Source organism: Paenibacillus sp. 32O-W (genome assembly GCF_007679495.1).
In the GTDB taxonomy this organism is placed as follows: domain Bacteria; phylum Bacillota; class Bacilli; order Paenibacillales; family NBRC-103111; genus Paenibacillus_L; species Paenibacillus_L residui.
Window position 1 is genome coordinate 47509 of sequence record NZ_VEGP01000009.1, and the last position, 16440, is coordinate 63948.

Annotated in this window: 13 protein-coding genes; 2 read left to right on the plus strand and 11 right to left on the minus strand. The window is 55.0% G+C overall.

Annotated features, from left to right (window positions below; genetic code table 11):
- Positions 1-115: 115 nt before the first annotated feature.
- Together FS806_RS26965 and FS806_RS26585 are read right to left on the minus strand one after the other, a co-directional pair.
- On the minus strand, positions 116-6133 hold the full coding sequence (locus FS806_RS26965; protein ID WP_313960562.1) for a helicase-related protein: 6018 nt from the start codon (positions 6131-6133) through the stop codon (positions 116-118).
- 68 nt (positions 6134-6201) lie between these two features.
- A complete protein-coding gene (locus FS806_RS26585; protein WP_306436773.1) occupies positions 6202-6642 on the minus strand; it encodes a TnpV protein in 441 nt (146 codons plus the stop codon).
- Between the two features lie 76 nt (positions 6643-6718).
- Here FS806_RS26585 and FS806_RS26590 point away from each other — a divergent pair, with 76 nt between their 5' ends.
- Positions 6719-7426 (plus strand): hypothetical protein, encoded by a 708-nt coding sequence (locus tag FS806_RS26590; RefSeq protein WP_260981991.1) that lies wholly within the window; start codon positions 6719-6721, stop codon positions 7424-7426.
- Here FS806_RS26590 and FS806_RS05765 read toward each other — a convergent pair.
- The 4 genes from FS806_RS05765 to FS806_RS05780 all read right to left on the minus strand — a co-directional run bounded on the left by FS806_RS05765 (position 7413) and on the right by FS806_RS05780 (position 12510).
- The gene (locus tag FS806_RS05765; RefSeq protein ID WP_144933645.1) at positions 7413-7679 is read right to left on the minus strand and encodes a helix-turn-helix domain-containing protein; all 267 of its coding nucleotides are present in this window, start codon (positions 7677-7679) and stop codon (positions 7413-7415) included. The genes FS806_RS26590 and FS806_RS05765 overlap by 14 nt on opposite strands.
- Positions 7680-7700: 21 nt before the next feature.
- Entirely contained in the window at positions 7701-8141 is a 441-nt protein-coding gene (locus FS806_RS05770) for a hypothetical protein (protein ID WP_080835134.1), read from the minus strand.
- Between the two features lie 211 nt (positions 8142-8352).
- Complete coding sequence (locus FS806_RS05775; protein WP_080835137.1) at positions 8353-8838, minus strand: hypothetical protein; 486 nt, start codon at positions 8836-8838, stop codon at positions 8353-8355.
- 24 nt (positions 8839-8862) lie between these two features.
- Complete coding sequence (locus tag FS806_RS05780) at positions 8863-12510, minus strand: DUF5704 domain-containing protein (protein ID WP_260981992.1); 3648 nt, start codon at positions 12508-12510, stop codon at positions 8863-8865.
- Between the two features lie 13 nt (positions 12511-12523).
- Here FS806_RS05780 and FS806_RS26060 point away from each other — a divergent pair, with 13 nt between their 5' ends.
- Positions 12524-12718, plus strand: a complete 195-nt coding sequence (locus FS806_RS26060; protein ID WP_041052838.1) for a hypothetical protein — start codon at positions 12524-12526, stop codon at positions 12716-12718.
- Here the strand turns inward: FS806_RS26060 and FS806_RS05785 are convergent.
- From FS806_RS05785 to FS806_RS05805, 5 genes are all read right to left on the minus strand, one after another.
- The gene (locus FS806_RS05785) at positions 12688-13800 is read right to left on the minus strand and encodes a copper amine oxidase N-terminal domain-containing protein (RefSeq protein WP_260842888.1); all 1113 of its coding nucleotides are present in this window, start codon (positions 13798-13800) and stop codon (positions 12688-12690) included. The two genes, FS806_RS26060 and FS806_RS05785, sit on opposite strands and share 31 nt — an antisense overlap.
- 114 nt (positions 13801-13914) lie before the next feature.
- The gene (locus FS806_RS05790; RefSeq protein ID WP_054819670.1) at positions 13915-14898 is read right to left on the minus strand and encodes a hypothetical protein; all 984 of its coding nucleotides are present in this window, start codon (positions 14896-14898) and stop codon (positions 13915-13917) included.
- Complete coding sequence (locus FS806_RS05795) at positions 14885-15433, minus strand: hypothetical protein (protein WP_054819669.1); 549 nt, start codon at positions 15431-15433, stop codon at positions 14885-14887. The genes FS806_RS05790 and FS806_RS05795 overlap by 14 nt, the downstream gene beginning before the upstream one ends.
- Before the next feature lie 10 nt (positions 15434-15443).
- Positions 15444-15833 (minus strand): hypothetical protein, encoded by a 390-nt coding sequence (locus tag FS806_RS05800; protein WP_054819668.1) that lies wholly within the window; start codon positions 15831-15833, stop codon positions 15444-15446.
- Between the two features lie 82 nt (positions 15834-15915).
- On the minus strand, positions 15916-16395 hold the full coding sequence (locus FS806_RS05805) for a hypothetical protein (RefSeq protein ID WP_054819667.1): 480 nt from the start codon (positions 16393-16395) through the stop codon (positions 15916-15918).
- Positions 16396-16440: the final 45 nt, after the last annotated feature.

Sequence of the window (16440 nt, forward strand, 5' to 3'; positions counted from 1 at the left end):
CTTTAACAAGCGAGCTATCTTCGACCTGTGAAATGCTCGCACCGATACCATGTTCTTTTCCGTAATGGTCAGCATGAAGTTCCCTTTCAGGGGGAGGAACGACGGTGTCAGGCCGTTATCGCTCACGGCCCACCACCCGCCGTTCGGGCGCTTCTATTTCTTCGTCCGGCACGCTGTCCACGGCTTCGTTTTCCCGTTTGTCCATATTCAGCAGGGCATTCAGTTCCGCAAGCCGCGCCGCTTTCGTTTGCAGCTCCTGCTCCTTCTCGAAAGGAGCCGCGATTTGTTCTTTCGCCGTTTCCATTTGCAGACGCAAGGTGGCAAGCTGCTCGCGGGCATGCTCCAGCTTCGCAGGCAAATCCGACAAGGCGTTGTTGATGCGGCTTATATTGCCGCCTGCATCCGCTCCGAGCGTCACCGTATGACCCAGCGCGCCGCGAAGCGTGACCTTGTACTCCTTATGGAAGCTGTCAAAGGACAGCCACAAGGAAAATCCCCGGTAGCTGCCGATTTCCTGCGGATCGGGCGATGTCATTCCTTTGCAAGCGTCCAGCAGAGCTGCGCCTGCTGCTGTCCGCTCCGAATAGGTGTAATCCTTGACCGTCATGCCGGGGAATTTGGCGTCGTCCGCCCCGTCCGCCTCGGACGCTTTGGAGCGCAGTAACAAGGCCGCATCCTGTTCATAGCCGGCAATTCGTTCCTCCGTAGACTTGATTTGCTGCGGCAACATTTTGAGCAGCCGGTCCTCCAGCGCATAGCGCTGACTCAAGTGGTTGGCTTTGAGCAGCTTGAGTTTGGATACCTGGATATCCAGGTCCATTTTCTCCTTGATGTACGGGTTGCCGGTCGCAAGCGCCTTGACCTCGGCATAGGAGAGCGCCGTCTCGTCAATATCCTCGGCGGAACGAACCGGAGACTTGCTGGTCATGATCTGCGAAATGAAGCGCTGCTTGTTTTCCAGCGTTTGATAAAGGTACGCGTCGAACGTGTTCTCCGTCACATAGCGAAAAATATGCACCTCGCTGTTCTGGTTGCCTTGCCGGATAATGCGCCCGCTGCGCTGCTCCAGGTCGCGCGGACGCCAGGGGCAGTCAAGGTCGTGAAGGGCAATCAGCTTCGTTTGCACGTTCGTGCCTGCGCCCATCTTGAACGTCGATCCGAGCAGTATCCGAACTTGGCCACTGCGTACTTTGGCGAACAGTTCCTTTTTCTTGACCTCGGTATTGGCGTCGTGAATATAGGCGATTTCCTCGGCAGGAACACCTTTCTTCATCAGCTTGCGCCGCAACTCGTCGTACACATTGAAGGCACCATCCTGTTTCGGAATGGACAAATCGCAGAACACCAACTGGGTCAAACGCTGCTCCTGATGTTCCTCCCAATACCGGAAGACATTGTCCGCGCAGGCGCTGACCTTGCTGCCTTCGTCGTCGGGAAGCATCGGATTCGCCAGCCGTTGATCGAGCGCCAGTTTGCGTCCGTCATTGGTGATCGTCAGCATATTGTCCTCGTGCGGCTCCACTTCCTTCGCCCGCACCCGTTCGGCGCGGCGGGCAAGATCCGCAACCATGTCGCGCTGAAAGTCACTCGGCGGCACGGCAACATTGTGGAAATGGGCTTTCGGTACGGGAAGCTGGAGCATGTCCGCCGTCTGGATATCGGCCACTTCCTTGAACATATTCATCAGTTCCGGCAAATTGTAAAAACGGGCAAACCGGGTTTTCGCCCGATAGCCCGTTCCTTCCGGAGCCAGTTCGATCGCGGTGACGGTTTCTCCGAACGTGGAAGCCCAAGCGTCAAAATGCTGCAAGCCCTGCCGCTTGAGCCGCTCGTATTGCAAGTAGCGCTGCATCGTATACATCTCGGTGATGGAGTTTGAAATCGGCGTACCCGTCGCAAAGATGATGCCCCGGCCTCCGGTCAGTTCGTCCAGATAGCGGCATTTGGCAAACATGTCCGACGACTTCTGCGCTTCGGTTTGCGACAGTCCGGCTACATTGCGCATTTTCGTATAAAGAAACAGGTTTTTGTACGAATCCGCTTCATCTACGAATAAACGGTCTACGCCCAGTTCCTCGAAGGTCACGACATCATCCTTGCGGCTCGTGTCGTTCAGCTTCTCCAGCTTGGTTTGCAGCGTCTTTTTCGTTTTTTCAAGCTGTTTGATCGCATAGCGTTCGCCTCTGGCTTCCTTGAGTTCCCGGATGCCGTTCGTAATTTCCGAAATCTGTTCGTACAGTTGCTGCCGTTGCCGCTCCGTCGAAATCGGAATTTTCTCAAACTGTGAATGGCCAATGATGATCGCATCATAATCGCCGGTGGCAATCCGCGCACAAAACGTTTTGCGGTTTTTCGTTTCAAAGTCCTTTTTGGTCGCCACCAGAATATTCGCCGACGGATATAGCTGCAAAAACTCCGCCGCCCACTGTTCGGTCAGATGGTTCGGAACGACCAGCATGCTCTTGTTGCACAGCCCTAGATGCTTGCTCTCCATCGCCGCGGCGGTCATCGCGAACGTTTTTCCTGCGCCGACACAATGAGCGAAAAGGGAGTTGCCGCCGTACAACGCCCGGGCAACCGCATTGACCTGGTGCTGGCGCAGCCGGATTTCCGGGTTCATCCCGGTGAATCGGATATGACTGCCATCGTATTCGCGGGGACGGATGGCATTGAACCGGTCATTGTACAGCCGTGTCAGCCGTTCGCGCCGCTGCGGATCTCGCCATATCCATTCGCGGAACGCTTCTTTCATCATCTCCTGCTTTTGCTGGGCGATGGCCGTTTCCTGTTTGTTCAGCACACGCTTTTCCACGCCATCCTCATACACGGTGTCAAATACGCGAACGTCCCGCAAATTCAGCGTATCTTCGAGAATTTTGTACGCATTGACGCGGTTGGTGCCGTACGTGACGTTCGCCTTGATATTGTTGCTGCGGTCATCGCTTTTGCCTTTGACGTTCCAGGCAGCCGTATATTCGGAATACATCACGTTGATGTAGGTCTGGTACATCGGCGGCGTGTCCACCAGCTCAAACAGAAATTGCCGAATGTCTTCCGGCGGCAGCCAGGTTGCGCCCAAGCGGACATCAATTTCGGAGGCGTCCAGGTCTTTCGGCTGCACCGCTTCAAGCGCTTTGACGTTTTCGCCGTAACGTTCGGCATCGTATGCGGCAAACTGTCTGGCCACACGCAGCTTCTCCCGCACATTGCCGGACAAGTACGCATCCGCCGTTTCGTAGATCGGCTTACCTTCCTCGTCCAGATTTTCGGGATTGGGGAAGATGACGCCGCGCAGCTCTTTTATCAGTTGTTCTTCCGTCCAACCGGTTAGCTGCGCCATATACGGCAGATCAACACGGGCTTTTGCGCCGATGGAAACGGCAAGCGCCTCCGAAGCGGTATCCACCTGCTCCACATGGATGCGCTGCCGGATGGTGCGTTTGGTGAACATATCCGCCTTGCGCAGCAACCGTCCTTCCTCGTCGATGATTTCCAGCGAGCAAAGAAGAAAGTAGGAACTGTCGTCCGAAAAAGCAAGGCTGTTGGCGCGGCTGTTGATCAGGCCGTATTGCGCCGTAAACCGGTCATACTGCGCATTCAGCTTTCGCTGTTGCTGCTCTATCATCTCATCGCTATAGTCTTCGGTTTGGTACTCGATCAGCTCGCGCACGGTGTCCCGCAGCTGAATCATTCCCTTGATGCGGCCTGCCGCCGTAGCCGAAGTGTCCACGCGCCGCATTCGGCTGTTCTCCCGATAGTAGATTTGTCCATCCACCAGCGCAAAGCTGAAATTGCGGACAGACGGATCGGCAGGGAGAGAAGGTTCTTCTTCCTCCGGCTGGTCTTCCCGTTCCAGCTCCACCCATTCGGCATGGATATTGGACAACGCTTCGCGCAGCAGCTCATCCAGATTGGCGTCCGGGAATGGCTTGCAGGACGTTTCCTGCCGGTTGCCGTACATCCGGTCGTCAAAAACCATGGTGCCCAGCACCATATCGGGATGTTCCGCGAAATAACGATTCACCGGCACACCGTCCGCTGTCTCGGATAGGGAAAGCCATGCTTCGGTTTGCTCGCTGACGGCAACCATGCGATCCCGTTTCTGTAAAAAGATAATGTCGGCGGTTACTTCGGTTCCGGCATTGGCCAGAAACGCATTGCTTGGCAGACGCACCGCTCCGAGCAGTTCGGCGCGTTCCGCTATATATTTGCGTACCGCCGGGTTTTGCTTGTCCATCGTTCCTTTGGACGTAATAAAGGCGATGATGCCGCCCGGACGCACTTTGTCCAGTGTCTTGGCGAAAAAGTAATCATGGATGAGAAACTTGTGCTTGTCGTAACGTTTATCCGCCACGCCATAACCGCCGAACGGCACGTTCCCGATGGCGAGATCGAAGAAGCTGTCCGGCAAATTCGTCTGTTCGTAGCCGCTGACTGCAATCGACGCCTGCGGGTATAGCTGCCTGGCAATACGGCCGGTAATGCTGTCCAGTTCCACGCCAAACAGCCGCGAGCCTTGGAACGACTCCGGCACCAGACCGAAGAAATTGCCGATGCCGCAAGACGGCTCCAAAATATTGCCGCTGCGAAAGCCCATCGATTCCAGACAGTCGTACATCGCCTTGATGACGGTCACAGATGTATAATGAGCATTCAGCGTTGACGCGCGAGCGGACGCATATTCATCCGGCTCCAGCACATTTTTCAGTTCCGCATATTCGGTTACCCACTGCGTGTTCGCTTCGTCAAATGCCTGCGGAATGCCGCCCCATCCGACATAGCGGGCCAGCACCGCCTGCTCGTCCGCTGTCGCTTGCCGCTGCTCCTGCTCCAGCTTGTTCAGCAGCCGAATCGCTTCCATGTTCCATTTGAACTTCGTTTTTGCGCCGCCATACCCCAGTTCATCATCCGTAATCCGGTAGTTGATAGCCGGGACAGACGGGCGGGCTGGCGCGGTGCGGCCGGCCACAGGATCAGGGGAAAGGGAAGTGTCTGGCTGCGATATGGGCTCTCGCCCCTCCGTCACCGGCTCTTCCGGTGAAACCGCATCTTCCGCTGTTTCCCAGGCCGCTTCGTCAGACCGTTCCGGCTCCTGCTCTCCAGTAATCAGATGATCGTTCAGCGGGTTTTCGCGCAGCATTCGCTCAAAATCCCGGCGATTCAACTCTTTGATGAAGAGCGGGAACTGACGGTCTTGCAGCACCACTGTTCGCTGCGCCAGTTCAACAATTTCATATTCGTCCGCACCAATCCAGACCATACTGCCAGTATCAAAACCGTAGCGCGCTCGTTCCCAGTTCACCGGCGTTTGTTCCGGTTCCACCTGTGCGTCTCGTGGGGAAAGCCCCGACGATGCATCCGACTGAGGCACATCGTTCCTGGCCATTTCCGCCGCCTGCTGTCTCCGCTTTTCCTCCTGTTCCTCTGCAAAAGCGGGCAATCGCTCGGCTTCCTGCCGGTTCAAGTAACGACCCGCTGCCAGCAGTTCGCCGATACGTTTCTGCACGTTCATCCACGGCAGCACCACCTGCGTATCCGGGTTCATGATGGAGCCGCGGGTCAGCGTGATGCCTTTGCTGTCATAATTCATGTGAATATCCGTGCCGATCAGCGCGGGAAGACGCCCGCCGGTTCCGTATTCCCGTTTCAGGAAATCGGCGTTCTCCTGTGCGGACAGCGACTGCTGGAAATGCAGCGCGATGCGATACTTGCCGTTCTCAAAACCGCTGCCGTTTTGCAAAATGGCGTCAATGACCGCTTGCGGCATGAAAAAAGCGGAGGCTTTTGCGTCCTCCGCTTGTTCCATCCACAGCGTCTGTTGCTCGATGGACGGTTCCAACTTTCGCGTCAAGTCAAATTCGTTCAACAGTATCATGCTGGCGATATGCCCGGCGATGACGCCCCAATCGTAAAAGCTTTGCGCCGTGCGTTCCTCCGCCGTCCCTGTCCACAGATGCAAAACGTTTCGGTACGGTTCAAATCCTGCTCGTACGCCTTCATCCAGCGTCAGTTCGGTGATGCCTGACGGAAACAAACCGCGCACATACAACATGCGCTCGCGCTCGTCTTCATGGGCAAGGAAAAATGCTGCGATGTCCGACTTGCTCTCCCGCAGCGGCGCGGCTCGGAGCATGTCATTAATGAGGGCATGGTCGTGAAAAAACGGAAGACTTCGGTCCTCCGTTTCCCGGTCGTACCATTTTAATGATAAATCAGTTCCGCGAGAATCAGTTCCTCCGCCTGCTGCTTCAGGTTGTTCATGTGTCCCGTCCAGGCCAGCGGATCGCTCGCCTTGTCCGGCGCCGGGTGAGACGCGAGCAGCTCCTGCATCGTCCGGTCGATCTGCTCCCGCGCTGTCCGGTCGACTTCCGCCAGATGTTGGTTCAACTGCCCCGACAACATCAGATGGGCGTACATGCCCTTCCGCTCGGTTTTCAGGAACGTCTTGCGCATCATCCCGTACTTCCCGATGGTCGTCTCCGCTTCGCTCAGCGTCAGGTTGGGCAGCAGATAATCCCCTTGCGGCGAGTACGTCAGTTCCATGTTCATCCTTCCTTTCTTGTCGAGTAGCTTCATTGTGCGGCAAGGAATCGGGTCTTGCAAGGGTATGAAACGATTGCCCCTCATTTGCATGTTGTGCATCCCGACGCAGTGCTCGGACGGTCGATTCCACTTCCCGTAGCATCATCTCGGACACATCGCTGATCGCTGCGCCCAAGTGGGACAGCGCAGGAAGCGTGTTGAAATACCCGATGCCGGACAAATCCTCGATGCTGATATAATGTGCGGGATCGAGTCCGCAACGGATCATCGCCATATAAGCGACGGCTTTTTCAGCCGCTTGTTTGAACAACAGCTCCACATGCGAAATATCCAGGTCCTCCAGCAAACTGTGCTCCCGCTCTTTCATCAACTCCGCCACATAATCGGCGCTGTTGTCATCCACCGCATTCCGCGCAGCAGCAAGGAGCGCAGCAGGCAGATCCGCACGTGGTTCTATCTCATCCGACGCGCCGAACGCATTTTCCAGCGTTTCGATGACATGAGCCGTATCGCTGTCCTGCAATCGCCAAAGCGACACCTGCGGCTGGCGTCTGCTCTGGGTATCCGATACGTCAAACACATGGCGCAGGCCCAAGTGGTTGCCCCGATCTTCAATCAGGGCAATCCCTTTCGCGCCGCGCTTCACCCATCGATCCAGCCGTTTGTTCCAGACGTCAATCGGCGCGCAGGCCGTTGCGTCAGGACGTTGTGCGTAGATCAACAGTTGATCCTGAAACGGATATTTATAGTTCCAGGCCGCCGTCCGCAAAAAATCCGCCCAGCGGTCAGGGTGATTCGTCACCGTGCGAGCCGTGCTGGCAGCCAGTTCGACGATGCGCTGCAACTTGGCTGTCATGAGAGCACCTCCCTTACCGAAACGTGATTTGATTGGTCAGGCGAATGCCTTCCTCGGAATAACGAGCCGTAATCCGAATGAGTCCAATAAGTTGCAGTCGATGCAGATTTCGGCGGACAGTGGAAAGAGAGAGCCCCACCTCCGAAGCCAGCTTTTTGCCGGACAACAAGACGCAGCCATGCCGCCCGCCCGCGCGGTCCATCAGGTAGCTGTACAATAGCTTTGCTGCAGGAGGGACCTTCGCTTCGGCCAGCAGTTTATACCTGGTGAGATCGTTCATAGGCTTCCTCCTCAGCAGACGCTAACGCTCCGGCGACCGTTCCGACAAACGATCCGGCCGGATGTAGCAGTACAGATAGAAATTGTAGTCTCCCGCATGCGGGAAACAACGCAGGTAGTACCGATGGCGCTCTGTTTGAAAACAAAAGCCGTATACGCCGGAATGCCACGCCCCCGATAATCGGGCCTCCGGATGCGACAGGCAAAAACGGTGCATCTGGCTGCGGCTTTGAAGAAGTCCCTGCTCCGTCAATGCCCGCACAACCGCATCCAGTTCCGCCCGGAAAGCCGGCGTTTTTAGCGCTGGCAAATGCTCGAACCAGTTTGCCCAGAATGTCTCGCCGCTGCTGCCAAAATAACCGCGCAGGTGCCCGATGCAACCCCGTTCCGTATCCTTCTTTATCGAAGCGGAATAAAAATAGGCCGCGTCCTCCGACACGGCCGTTTGCAGTCTTTCCAGCATATTCTTTTCCTCCCGGCTGGTAGGTGTTCGCTCTAGGTTGCGACACACATAGAAGGGGAAAGTCCGATATCTGCCACAAGCCGACGGGAGGAAAGCGGCTGTTTTTTCCGCCCGCCAAATTCAGTAAATAGCAGTACACCAACTTGGCCGCAAGCGGAAGCGAGGCTCCGTCCAGCAGCCGATAACGAGTGAGATCGTTCATTGCGTCCTCCTATCGTTGCGTTTCCGTTTTTTTCTTCTGTGCGGCAGGCGTGGAAGGCGCTTGCTGTTGCTGCTCCACCAAGCGCTCCGGCCGGGCATAGCAGTACAAGTAAAAGTTGTAATCCCCGGCAAAGGGAAAGCAGCGCAAATAGTAGCGGTGATCCTGCGTTTGCATGCAAAACCCGTATACATCCGTGCTCCAAGCACCGCCGATGCGCGCCTCCGGGTGCTCGCTGCAAAATCGTAACATATGCTTGCGGCTTTTCAGCACCTTCTGATCGCCGATAGCTTGAAAGACCTTACCCAATTCTTCTTTAAAAGCAGTCGTTTCAAAGGGAGAGCGCCGGGGAAACCAGGTTACCCAGAACTCCTCGCCCGACCGCCCAAAATCGCCGCGCAGGTGGCCGATGCAGCCACGTTCGATCTCCTCTGCGGCAGAAGCGGAATAAAAATAAGCCGTATCCTCTGGCGCGGCACTTTGCAGCTTTTCCAACATGTTTATCCCTCCCGTCTGGTGAATTTAATGGGTGCCTCCCGTCCCAAAGTCGTCGTAGCTGGACAAATTGGCATGATAAAAGACGACGTCGCCGTCCAGCAGGGAGAACGTTGCCCCGTATGGATCGACGAAGCTGGGCTGAAACCCTTCCATCCGCCACTGATTGTCCAGCGGCGCGTTTTTGTATTGCAGATGCGGATGGTTCAAGTCTTGATTGCGGATCGTTTCGATGTTGAAATTGACGATGATGTACCCATCCTTCAGAAATACGGGCGCATGGTCGTCCAGCCGGTGCGTGCGGCCGTACTCCGCCAGATTGAAGCCTTTCGGCACCACGTACGGCGCGGCGGGCAAACTGTAGTCCCCCCGCCATCGCTGAACCGAAGCGTTGGCGCGGGCCGCATCGATGCCGGAGGGCACCTGCGTGCTTCCGACAAACGTCCGAAGCTGAGGCGGCAGCAGCATGATATCGTAGCCGCCCACATAGGTCGGCTTCTGCGCATCCTTTACATATTGATCGATAAACGTCTGCCTCGCTCCGGGCGAACCGTTCAGCGACCAAAGCGTTGCGGCGGTGCCGGTCAACTCCTGCTTCGGCACATTGCGCAGGCGAGCGTCGAGCGTCACATACCGTTTCTCCACATCGTCGCTGGAGCCAATACGAATAAACCGCTGACTGCCTGAATGATAGTAGAGATCGACTTCCTGCCTGTTCTTCCCCTTGCTGTCCACAAAATAAAACGTCGGTGTAATGAGGATGCCGTCGCCCGAGCCGAACATGTTGCCTTTCGTCATGACTTCGAATTTGACATGGTAACCCGTTTTGACCGCAACATTTTTCTTGCCGCTCTCCGGGTGACTGCCTTGCCGTACCGGCAGCACGTAAGGAGGGGTATTGCCGCGCGGTGCGCCGTCAATGCCTTTCGTGCCGACCCAGTAGGCGTTTCCTGTCGGCGTCGCGCTGCCCTTTTGGGTGCGGAACACCGATTCCCAGGCAAAATCGGCAATGTCGGTGATGCGGAAATCATAGAGACGTCCGATCACTTCCACTGGAACCACCTGCGTAGCCACATGGTTGGACAAGTCCAGATTGGCATTCATCTGGGACGTAAAGGAGGCCGGACTATTCTCGGCAAACGTTCGGAATAACACGTCATAATGGCCCTCGTCCACCCAAACGGGTAAATAGAAGGTTGTCTGCATCTGGCCGACCGGGATGGATACCCACGTTTCCTTGGGGACGAGCGTTGTGCGATCCGCTTTGTACACATCGAACGGAAAGCGTACCTGCTTGTCCCTCACATACTTGGCATAATCCCGGTTGCCGTAACCCTTGATATCCTTGTGCTGGCCGCTTGTCGGAATCGTCACGTTGAAGGGCCGGTCCAGAATGAGCGCCGACCGCCCGGTAGTCGGCTGCGTTTTCTGGTTGTGGGCCTGATCGTCCGACACCGAGGCGTAGTTCACCACCGGCGTATGCACGGTTACCGGGTTGATGCCGCCGATCGGAAAGCTATTGTTTTCCCCGCCGCCAATGCCCTTGACCAGCGTATAAAAGATGGTGCCGGTGCTCGGTTGATTCGCTTTGTTTGTTTTGGAAGCATCAATGAAATAACCTTTGCCGTACAGCACCTCTTGCCCAATCATCGGAGGGGCCGGTATCGCCCCCGGCGTCGGCGCTTTTTCCTCAACGATTCGGTTGTCCATAATCGTATTTCCGTTAAAAACGAACGAGTCGTTTTTCACCTTGATCTTGCCGATGGCGCTTTCTGCAGTTGACTTCCAGTCCTCGTTCGGTACGGAAGGCCGACTGGAACCGCCGGAAATCGTTTGTCCGGGAAGCGTCACATTCGAATAGACCGGATCGATGATATGCGCGCTGAGCGATGCATCATGCGCGGCGGAAACGGTTGGCGGCGCATAACCATTCGGCTCCAGCGTAACCGTTCCCGAAGGAAGCGCATAATTGGAGACCGTCGCCTTTTGAATGCCGTACACCTCGAGATTTTGAATCGTCCAGAAGCTGTACTCGCGTTCAATTGAATAGTTTTTGGTGACCGTCTGTGTATCTGAACGCGGAACGGTAATGGTGGTCGGATTCCCGTCCGCATCAGGCGGGCCGGATCGCGTCTCCGTCCAGGTGAGGGTGTACGTTTTGCTCACTTGAATCGGGTATTGCTTCGTGCCGCTCGATTCCGTGAACGTGTTGCGATACAAGTACGATTTGGCTAAGGCGTTCACATACAGGCTCTCTGAAGTCGGAATGCCTTGCAGCACATCAAATTTTTCTGCGCCGCGCGCATCCGCCTGAATGACGGCAGAAACGTTCGGCTCCATCGCTTCCGCCTGCTGCGAATCACCCGGTTGAGGTTCTCCGCCGCCGTCGCCTTTACGCACCGTATGATCGGATGTCGAATCCCCCGTATTGCCGTCCACATCCTGTACGACGACAGTGATTTGCACGCTCACTTTGTCGCCGGACGTGAACGGGATTTTGATCGGAATCGTTTTACTCGTTGACGTGCCGGAGAGGGTTCCGGTTTTGTCGCCCGTTTGAACGAGCCTGGCATTTCGAATATCCGTGATTTCGTATGACTTCAAATTCTTCTGCGACTCGACTTCAAAAACAAAATCCCCGTCCACTTCAGTCACGTTTTGATCGACCGTTTCCGGCGCTTCAATCCGGGACGTGACCGTTACCGAGGAGGGAATTTTGTAAATGCCGATAAAGTTGGAGCCGCCCGATCCCACCAGAATGGAGCGCTCTTTGAGCTTGGGGTCGCCTTTTTCCTGAATGAACAGCTTCTCGTCCGGTTTGTTATTGTTCGTAATGTAAGATCGGATGATCTCATACGTCTGACCGCCATATGTGACTTGCTCTTCGAACGTATGATTCGCCTCATCCCCGGTAGCGAAAACGCCTTTGTCCACTTCTTTGAGTTTGGTGCCGTCTTCTTTTTGATAGATGGCCTTCACCGGATTGTTCTCCGCATATTCGGCAACCGCGTCCGTTCCGCCCAGATGCACCGTAAAGCTTCGCGTTCGCACCTTCGGATTCGTTTCGGGATTTTCTTGCAGCCAGTCTTTCCGCGTCGGGTCCTGCTTTGGCGATAAATAGGAGCGAACGATCGTATACGTTTTTCCGTTGTCCTCAATCGTTTCTGGAAATTCATGATCGATCGTTTCCCCGACTTTGTACTTGCCCTTTAGAAATGTAATTTCCGTTCTTTGAATGACTATGCCGTTTACGGTTTTTGCAATGACATCGACGGGAAATTCCGCGCTTCGATAGGGTACATGAATGCCGAAATAATCGTCCAAATCGTCCGGATGCGCCCAAGGTTCGGCCCTCTTGATCTCATCCAACGTATAAAAGGGCCCTTTGCGCACGTTGCCGTTCCCGTCGATAGACACCATGATGGCATACAAATATAAGTCGTCGTTGTCTTTGATGTCGCCCATGCCCGCTTTCCACATACCTTCCGTGACGAGCGCCTCGCTGACTTCGTAGTAGGTCGTGACAGGCTGGCCGGGGATGGGCGGATTCGGTTCCTGTCCTACTTGCCGTACTTGCTGGTCCAAAAAAGAGGCGTGTTGGCCGCTTCTCGGATCGCCGCACTGCTTGGGCGTTGTATTCGAACATAATTGGTCACGACGCACCGTCCAACCCACAGTTCTGTATTTAATGGATGACGTTGCAGCCGTACTGGTGATTTCAAAGCTGATTTTTCCTGCCTCGGTTCTTACTTTTGGGATTTCGGCTTTCGCTGTGAAAGGAAAACCCGAAAATAAAAAAGAGCATGCCAGAAGCACGCTCAACGCCGATTTTATGAATTTGTTTCTCTTCATCTATTCCGAGTCCGCCTTTCTGATGAAATAATTGCGGAATAAACTGGCTCCCGGATCGACTTTCAATGTACTGCCCCAATCGCCGCCAACATTCGTGGAAAGGGAAATATCCGCGTAACCTTCGTACCAAACCTGCTTATCGAATTTGCGATCATTGGGGAACCGCTCATCGTACAGCAAATTTTTACTTTCCGTGAATGAGTTGAATTTGATTCTGAACTTGGAACGTACATAATTATTTCCAAACCCGTCTTTATAAATCATGGAAGGCTCGGGATCAAGGTATCCTTCGGTCTGAATCTTGTTTTCTTTGACCCACTCCACATACCGCCGGATATATTTCAATTCCGCATTGGAGCTTTGCATTTTCGTGGCGAATACCGCCTGCGCCCAAGAATCGTCAATCGTTTTGTAATCCACGTTCAGCCAAAGTGCACCAAACGTTTTCAGCCGGTTCATCCATATATCCACGTTTTTCTTATTGAATTCCGGCAGGGTTGAATACAATACCGATGAAACCTTGCTGTCCGTAGGATGCGAGTAGGGATAGGCCATCTCATACGCTTCATTCGGTACATCGGCAAGTATATAAGGATAATCTTGCGCATTCTTGGGCAGGTTGGTTGTGCGAATCAGACGGCCCCATTCATCATATTCCTCGATGGCTTCTTCTTGTGTGGAAATAAAGACGGTCGATGTTGGGCTATCCCAATTCACTTCCGCCCCCAGCGCTTCGCTGACAAAACGCAGCGGGACAAACGTCCGGCCGCCGCTGGTGATCGCCTTCGAATCGAAGGCCACCTCTTTGCCGTTGACGAGCGCCTTGCTTTCGCCGATCGTAAGCACAATATGCAGGTCGTCCCGCTCAATCGGTACGGTCATGGTTTTGGGCTCCCAGCCTACGTTCGCGCCCATCTTTTCCGCGATGAATCGAATCGGCACGAGCGTCCGGTTGTTCTCATCGACAAATGCTTGCGCATCGGGAAACCAGATTTTTTGTCCGTCCATAACGACGCTGACAAAAGACGGAAGTCGGCTCGCCGCGCTTGCCGTTACGGTGAACAAGCTGCAAATCATCGCGGCGACAAGTCCTGCAATTACCCATTTTCTCACGCCATTCGCTCCTCTCTTCATAGGGGTCATGACAAGTATGGAAGATTTCGGCTGTCACGTTCATCATAAAACCGATCTGACGGCGTGTCCACTTTCCGAAATATCGCCGTCTCGTTAAGATGGCGAGATAGGACAGTCCAGCGGCATATAGCCTTTTTGCGCGGCCGCTTGTTCGCTGGAAAATGTCTCTTCCACCGGATAAGCAAAGCCGCATGTACTGCGATAATACACCTTCATGCTTCCTTTCCTGGCTCCGACAATCTCCGGCTTCTTGAGCACGCGGCTTCCGCCGAGCGCATAATGGTTGTAAAACTTGCCTCCCATCGGAATGCCCTGGATAAAAGCAAGCACCCCGACGTCATCCACGGTATTGTGCCATTCCTCCTGCGAAATGGTCGGCAGCGTGAAGGTGTACGAAAAGCCGTATCGGGAAACCGATTCGTTGTGTTTGTTGATCCGGTAGGCGAGTTCGTCTTCAATTGCGCGGATAATGGTGCTTCGGCGCACCTGCTCAAATCGATCTGCGTCCGTTAGCAGCGCAATGTTCGTCTGCTGCCTGACGTCGGCCCGCAAGCCTTCGTGCCAGCTCCGGCTGCCCGCATCGTAAGCGAGGACGAAATCGTCCAGCGTGAACGAAAGGCTGTTACCCGATGAATCGGCGTAGGCATACGGCCTCTTTGCTCCCCAAACCGGTTTTCGTTCCGTGCTCCCGTCGGCTCCCGTCCACTCCTCCTCGGCATAGACGTAGAAACCGTCGTAACCAATCACCGCAATAGCCGGGATATACCGATTGAGTACGCCTTGCGCAACGGGATCGTCGGCAATGCCGAAGCTTGCGTACAGCGTCTGATAAAAAGCGGCAATTGCCTCGTCCTTGTTCAGCGCCACCCGCTTGGCCGATTCGTATTGCGTCTCCCGCTGCTGGTTCGCATTGACGGTCAACATCCGCGCCGCATCATCCACCGCCGCATCCAGCGCGGCGTTATAGCGCAGCTCGGTCATTAGCGCCTTCCGCTGCGTTTCGACTTCAATCCGGTTCACGGTCGCAAACGGCAGGAAAATGAGCGCCCCGACAATGGCCCATTCAATCAGCCTCATTGCGCACCACCCCGCCGTAAGGAATGAAGATTTTTTCATTTGGACTGATGGCCTGGTTCAGAAAATCGAACAGAATCGTGCCGGGAGTCCGGTTCGTATTTTTAACCGTGACCGCAAATGTATCGCCGACCCGCAGTTTGTAGCGTCTCGCCGGATCGTCTTTTGCGGCCGCGCTGTTCGGGAACAGAACGGGCAGGATCTGCGCGTTGTAAAATAGGTCGTAGTGCACTTCGTAGCTGCCCCGAAACGTATCCGGCCTTGTCGGGTCGTCATAAACCGGCACGTACTTTTTGCTGCCGTGTTCCATTTGCACATCGAAGGTGTTGCCCGTTGCCGCAATCGTCTCCATAAAGTCCGTATACATGGTCGGCGACACAAAGCCTTTGTCCCGCACCGCATCCACAAACGTTGTCGTCGCCTTCAATACGACCAGTTCCGAAATATCGTCCTGCTGGTCGAAGGCTGCGGAAATGGGGTAGAGGTAGAGCAAAAGAACGGCAATGAGCGCCGCGAAAACTTTCGAGATACTGTTCATGGCATTCTCCTTAGCGTAAAGCGAAAATAAGACGCACCAGTTGTCCGGACGCATCTCGCTGGGCGACTGCCGTATACCGGGCATTCAGGCGAATGCCGGCGGGGACGAACGGGTCCCGATCGACCGGCGGCGCATATCGAACGCCGTCCACCACAATTTCCGCGTCTCCCGTCTCCAACCGGGCAACGGATTGCGCTACCTCTGCGCCGGTTACGGTGCCGTCGCCGGCAATCGGCGAAAACGCCATCTGCACGTTGCGATCCAGCGACTTTCCCGACACATAGGCGGTGGCGTTCAGCGCGGCCCCGGTTTGAAATAGCATGAGTCCGCTCGTTACGGCCATCAGAAAGAGAAGACAGGCCACACTCATTTCCAGCATCGTTCTGGGGGCATATTCCATCGGCTTCCTCCTTGAAAACGCCGGGGCGTCCGTCTATACCCGAAAGGACGCCCCATCAGCGTTGTGATGTCAGTACGGACGCTTACTGCTGCCGGAACACGATGCCGCGAATGACGTTGCTTCTGTCATGCACCAGTTGCGCCCGAAATTTCCCGCTCGGATTCACGTAGTTGATATCCGATTCATCCACCGTATCGCTCATTTTCCCCGGCGCTTCGCCCATCACCGAGCCGTAGGTCACGCTGTCGATCGGAACACCCGTGTTAATGACTTTGCCGTACCACTGACCTGCCGGATTTTTCCCGGTGACAATCTGGATGCCAAACTGATCTTGATCGCTGAACTTGCGCAGCGCGTTGACCACCTGACTGCCCGACAACGTCGTGTTGTCGTACACCGTAAACGCCGTTTGCGACAGCTCCGTCTGGATATTGCTGAAATTGCTTTGCGCCGCCTTGGTGGAGTCTTGCGCGGAAATAAACAATACGACGGCGAGAGTAATGAGCGCGATGGCAAGAAAAATGCCTGCCGCCATTACGAGTGCTTTTTGCGCGTTCGACATGAACCGATCTCTCCTTCAAATGATATTCGAAATAAAAAAGACGCT

Bases quoted from the DNA above. Each gene is read 5' to 3' on its own strand.
- FS806_RS26965 (WP_313960562.1), bottom strand. From the start codon at position 6,133: ATGCTCCGAGCCGCGCCGCTGCGGGAGAGCAAGTCGGACATCGCAGCA.
- FS806_RS26585 (WP_306436773.1), bottom strand. From the start codon at position 6,642: ATGCACAACATGCAAATGAGGGGCAATCGTTTCATACCCTTGCAAGAC.
- FS806_RS05765 (WP_144933645.1), bottom strand. From the start codon at position 7,679: ATGAACGATCTCACCAGGTATAAACTGCTGGCCGAAGCGAAGGTCCCT.
- FS806_RS05770 (WP_080835134.1), bottom strand. From the start codon at position 8,141: ATGCTGGAAAGACTGCAAACGGCCGTGTCGGAGGACGCGGCCTATTTT.
- FS806_RS05775 (WP_080835137.1), bottom strand. From the start codon at position 8,838: ATGTTGGAAAAGCTGCAAAGTGCCGCGCCAGAGGATACGGCTTATTTT.
- FS806_RS26060 (WP_041052838.1), top strand. From the start codon at position 12,524: ATGGATGACGTTGCAGCCGTACTGGTGATTTCAAAGCTGATTTTTCCT.
- FS806_RS05790 (WP_054819670.1), bottom strand. From the start codon at position 14,898: ATGAGGCTGATTGAATGGGCCATTGTCGGGGCGCTCATTTTCCTGCCG.
- FS806_RS05795 (WP_054819669.1), bottom strand. From the start codon at position 15,433: ATGAACAGTATCTCGAAAGTTTTCGCGGCGCTCATTGCCGTTCTTTTG.
- FS806_RS05800 (WP_054819668.1), bottom strand. From the start codon at position 15,833: ATGGAATATGCCCCCAGAACGATGCTGGAAATGAGTGTGGCCTGTCTT.
- FS806_RS05805 (WP_054819667.1), bottom strand. From the start codon at position 16,395: ATGTCGAACGCGCAAAAAGCACTCGTAATGGCGGCAGGCATTTTTCTT.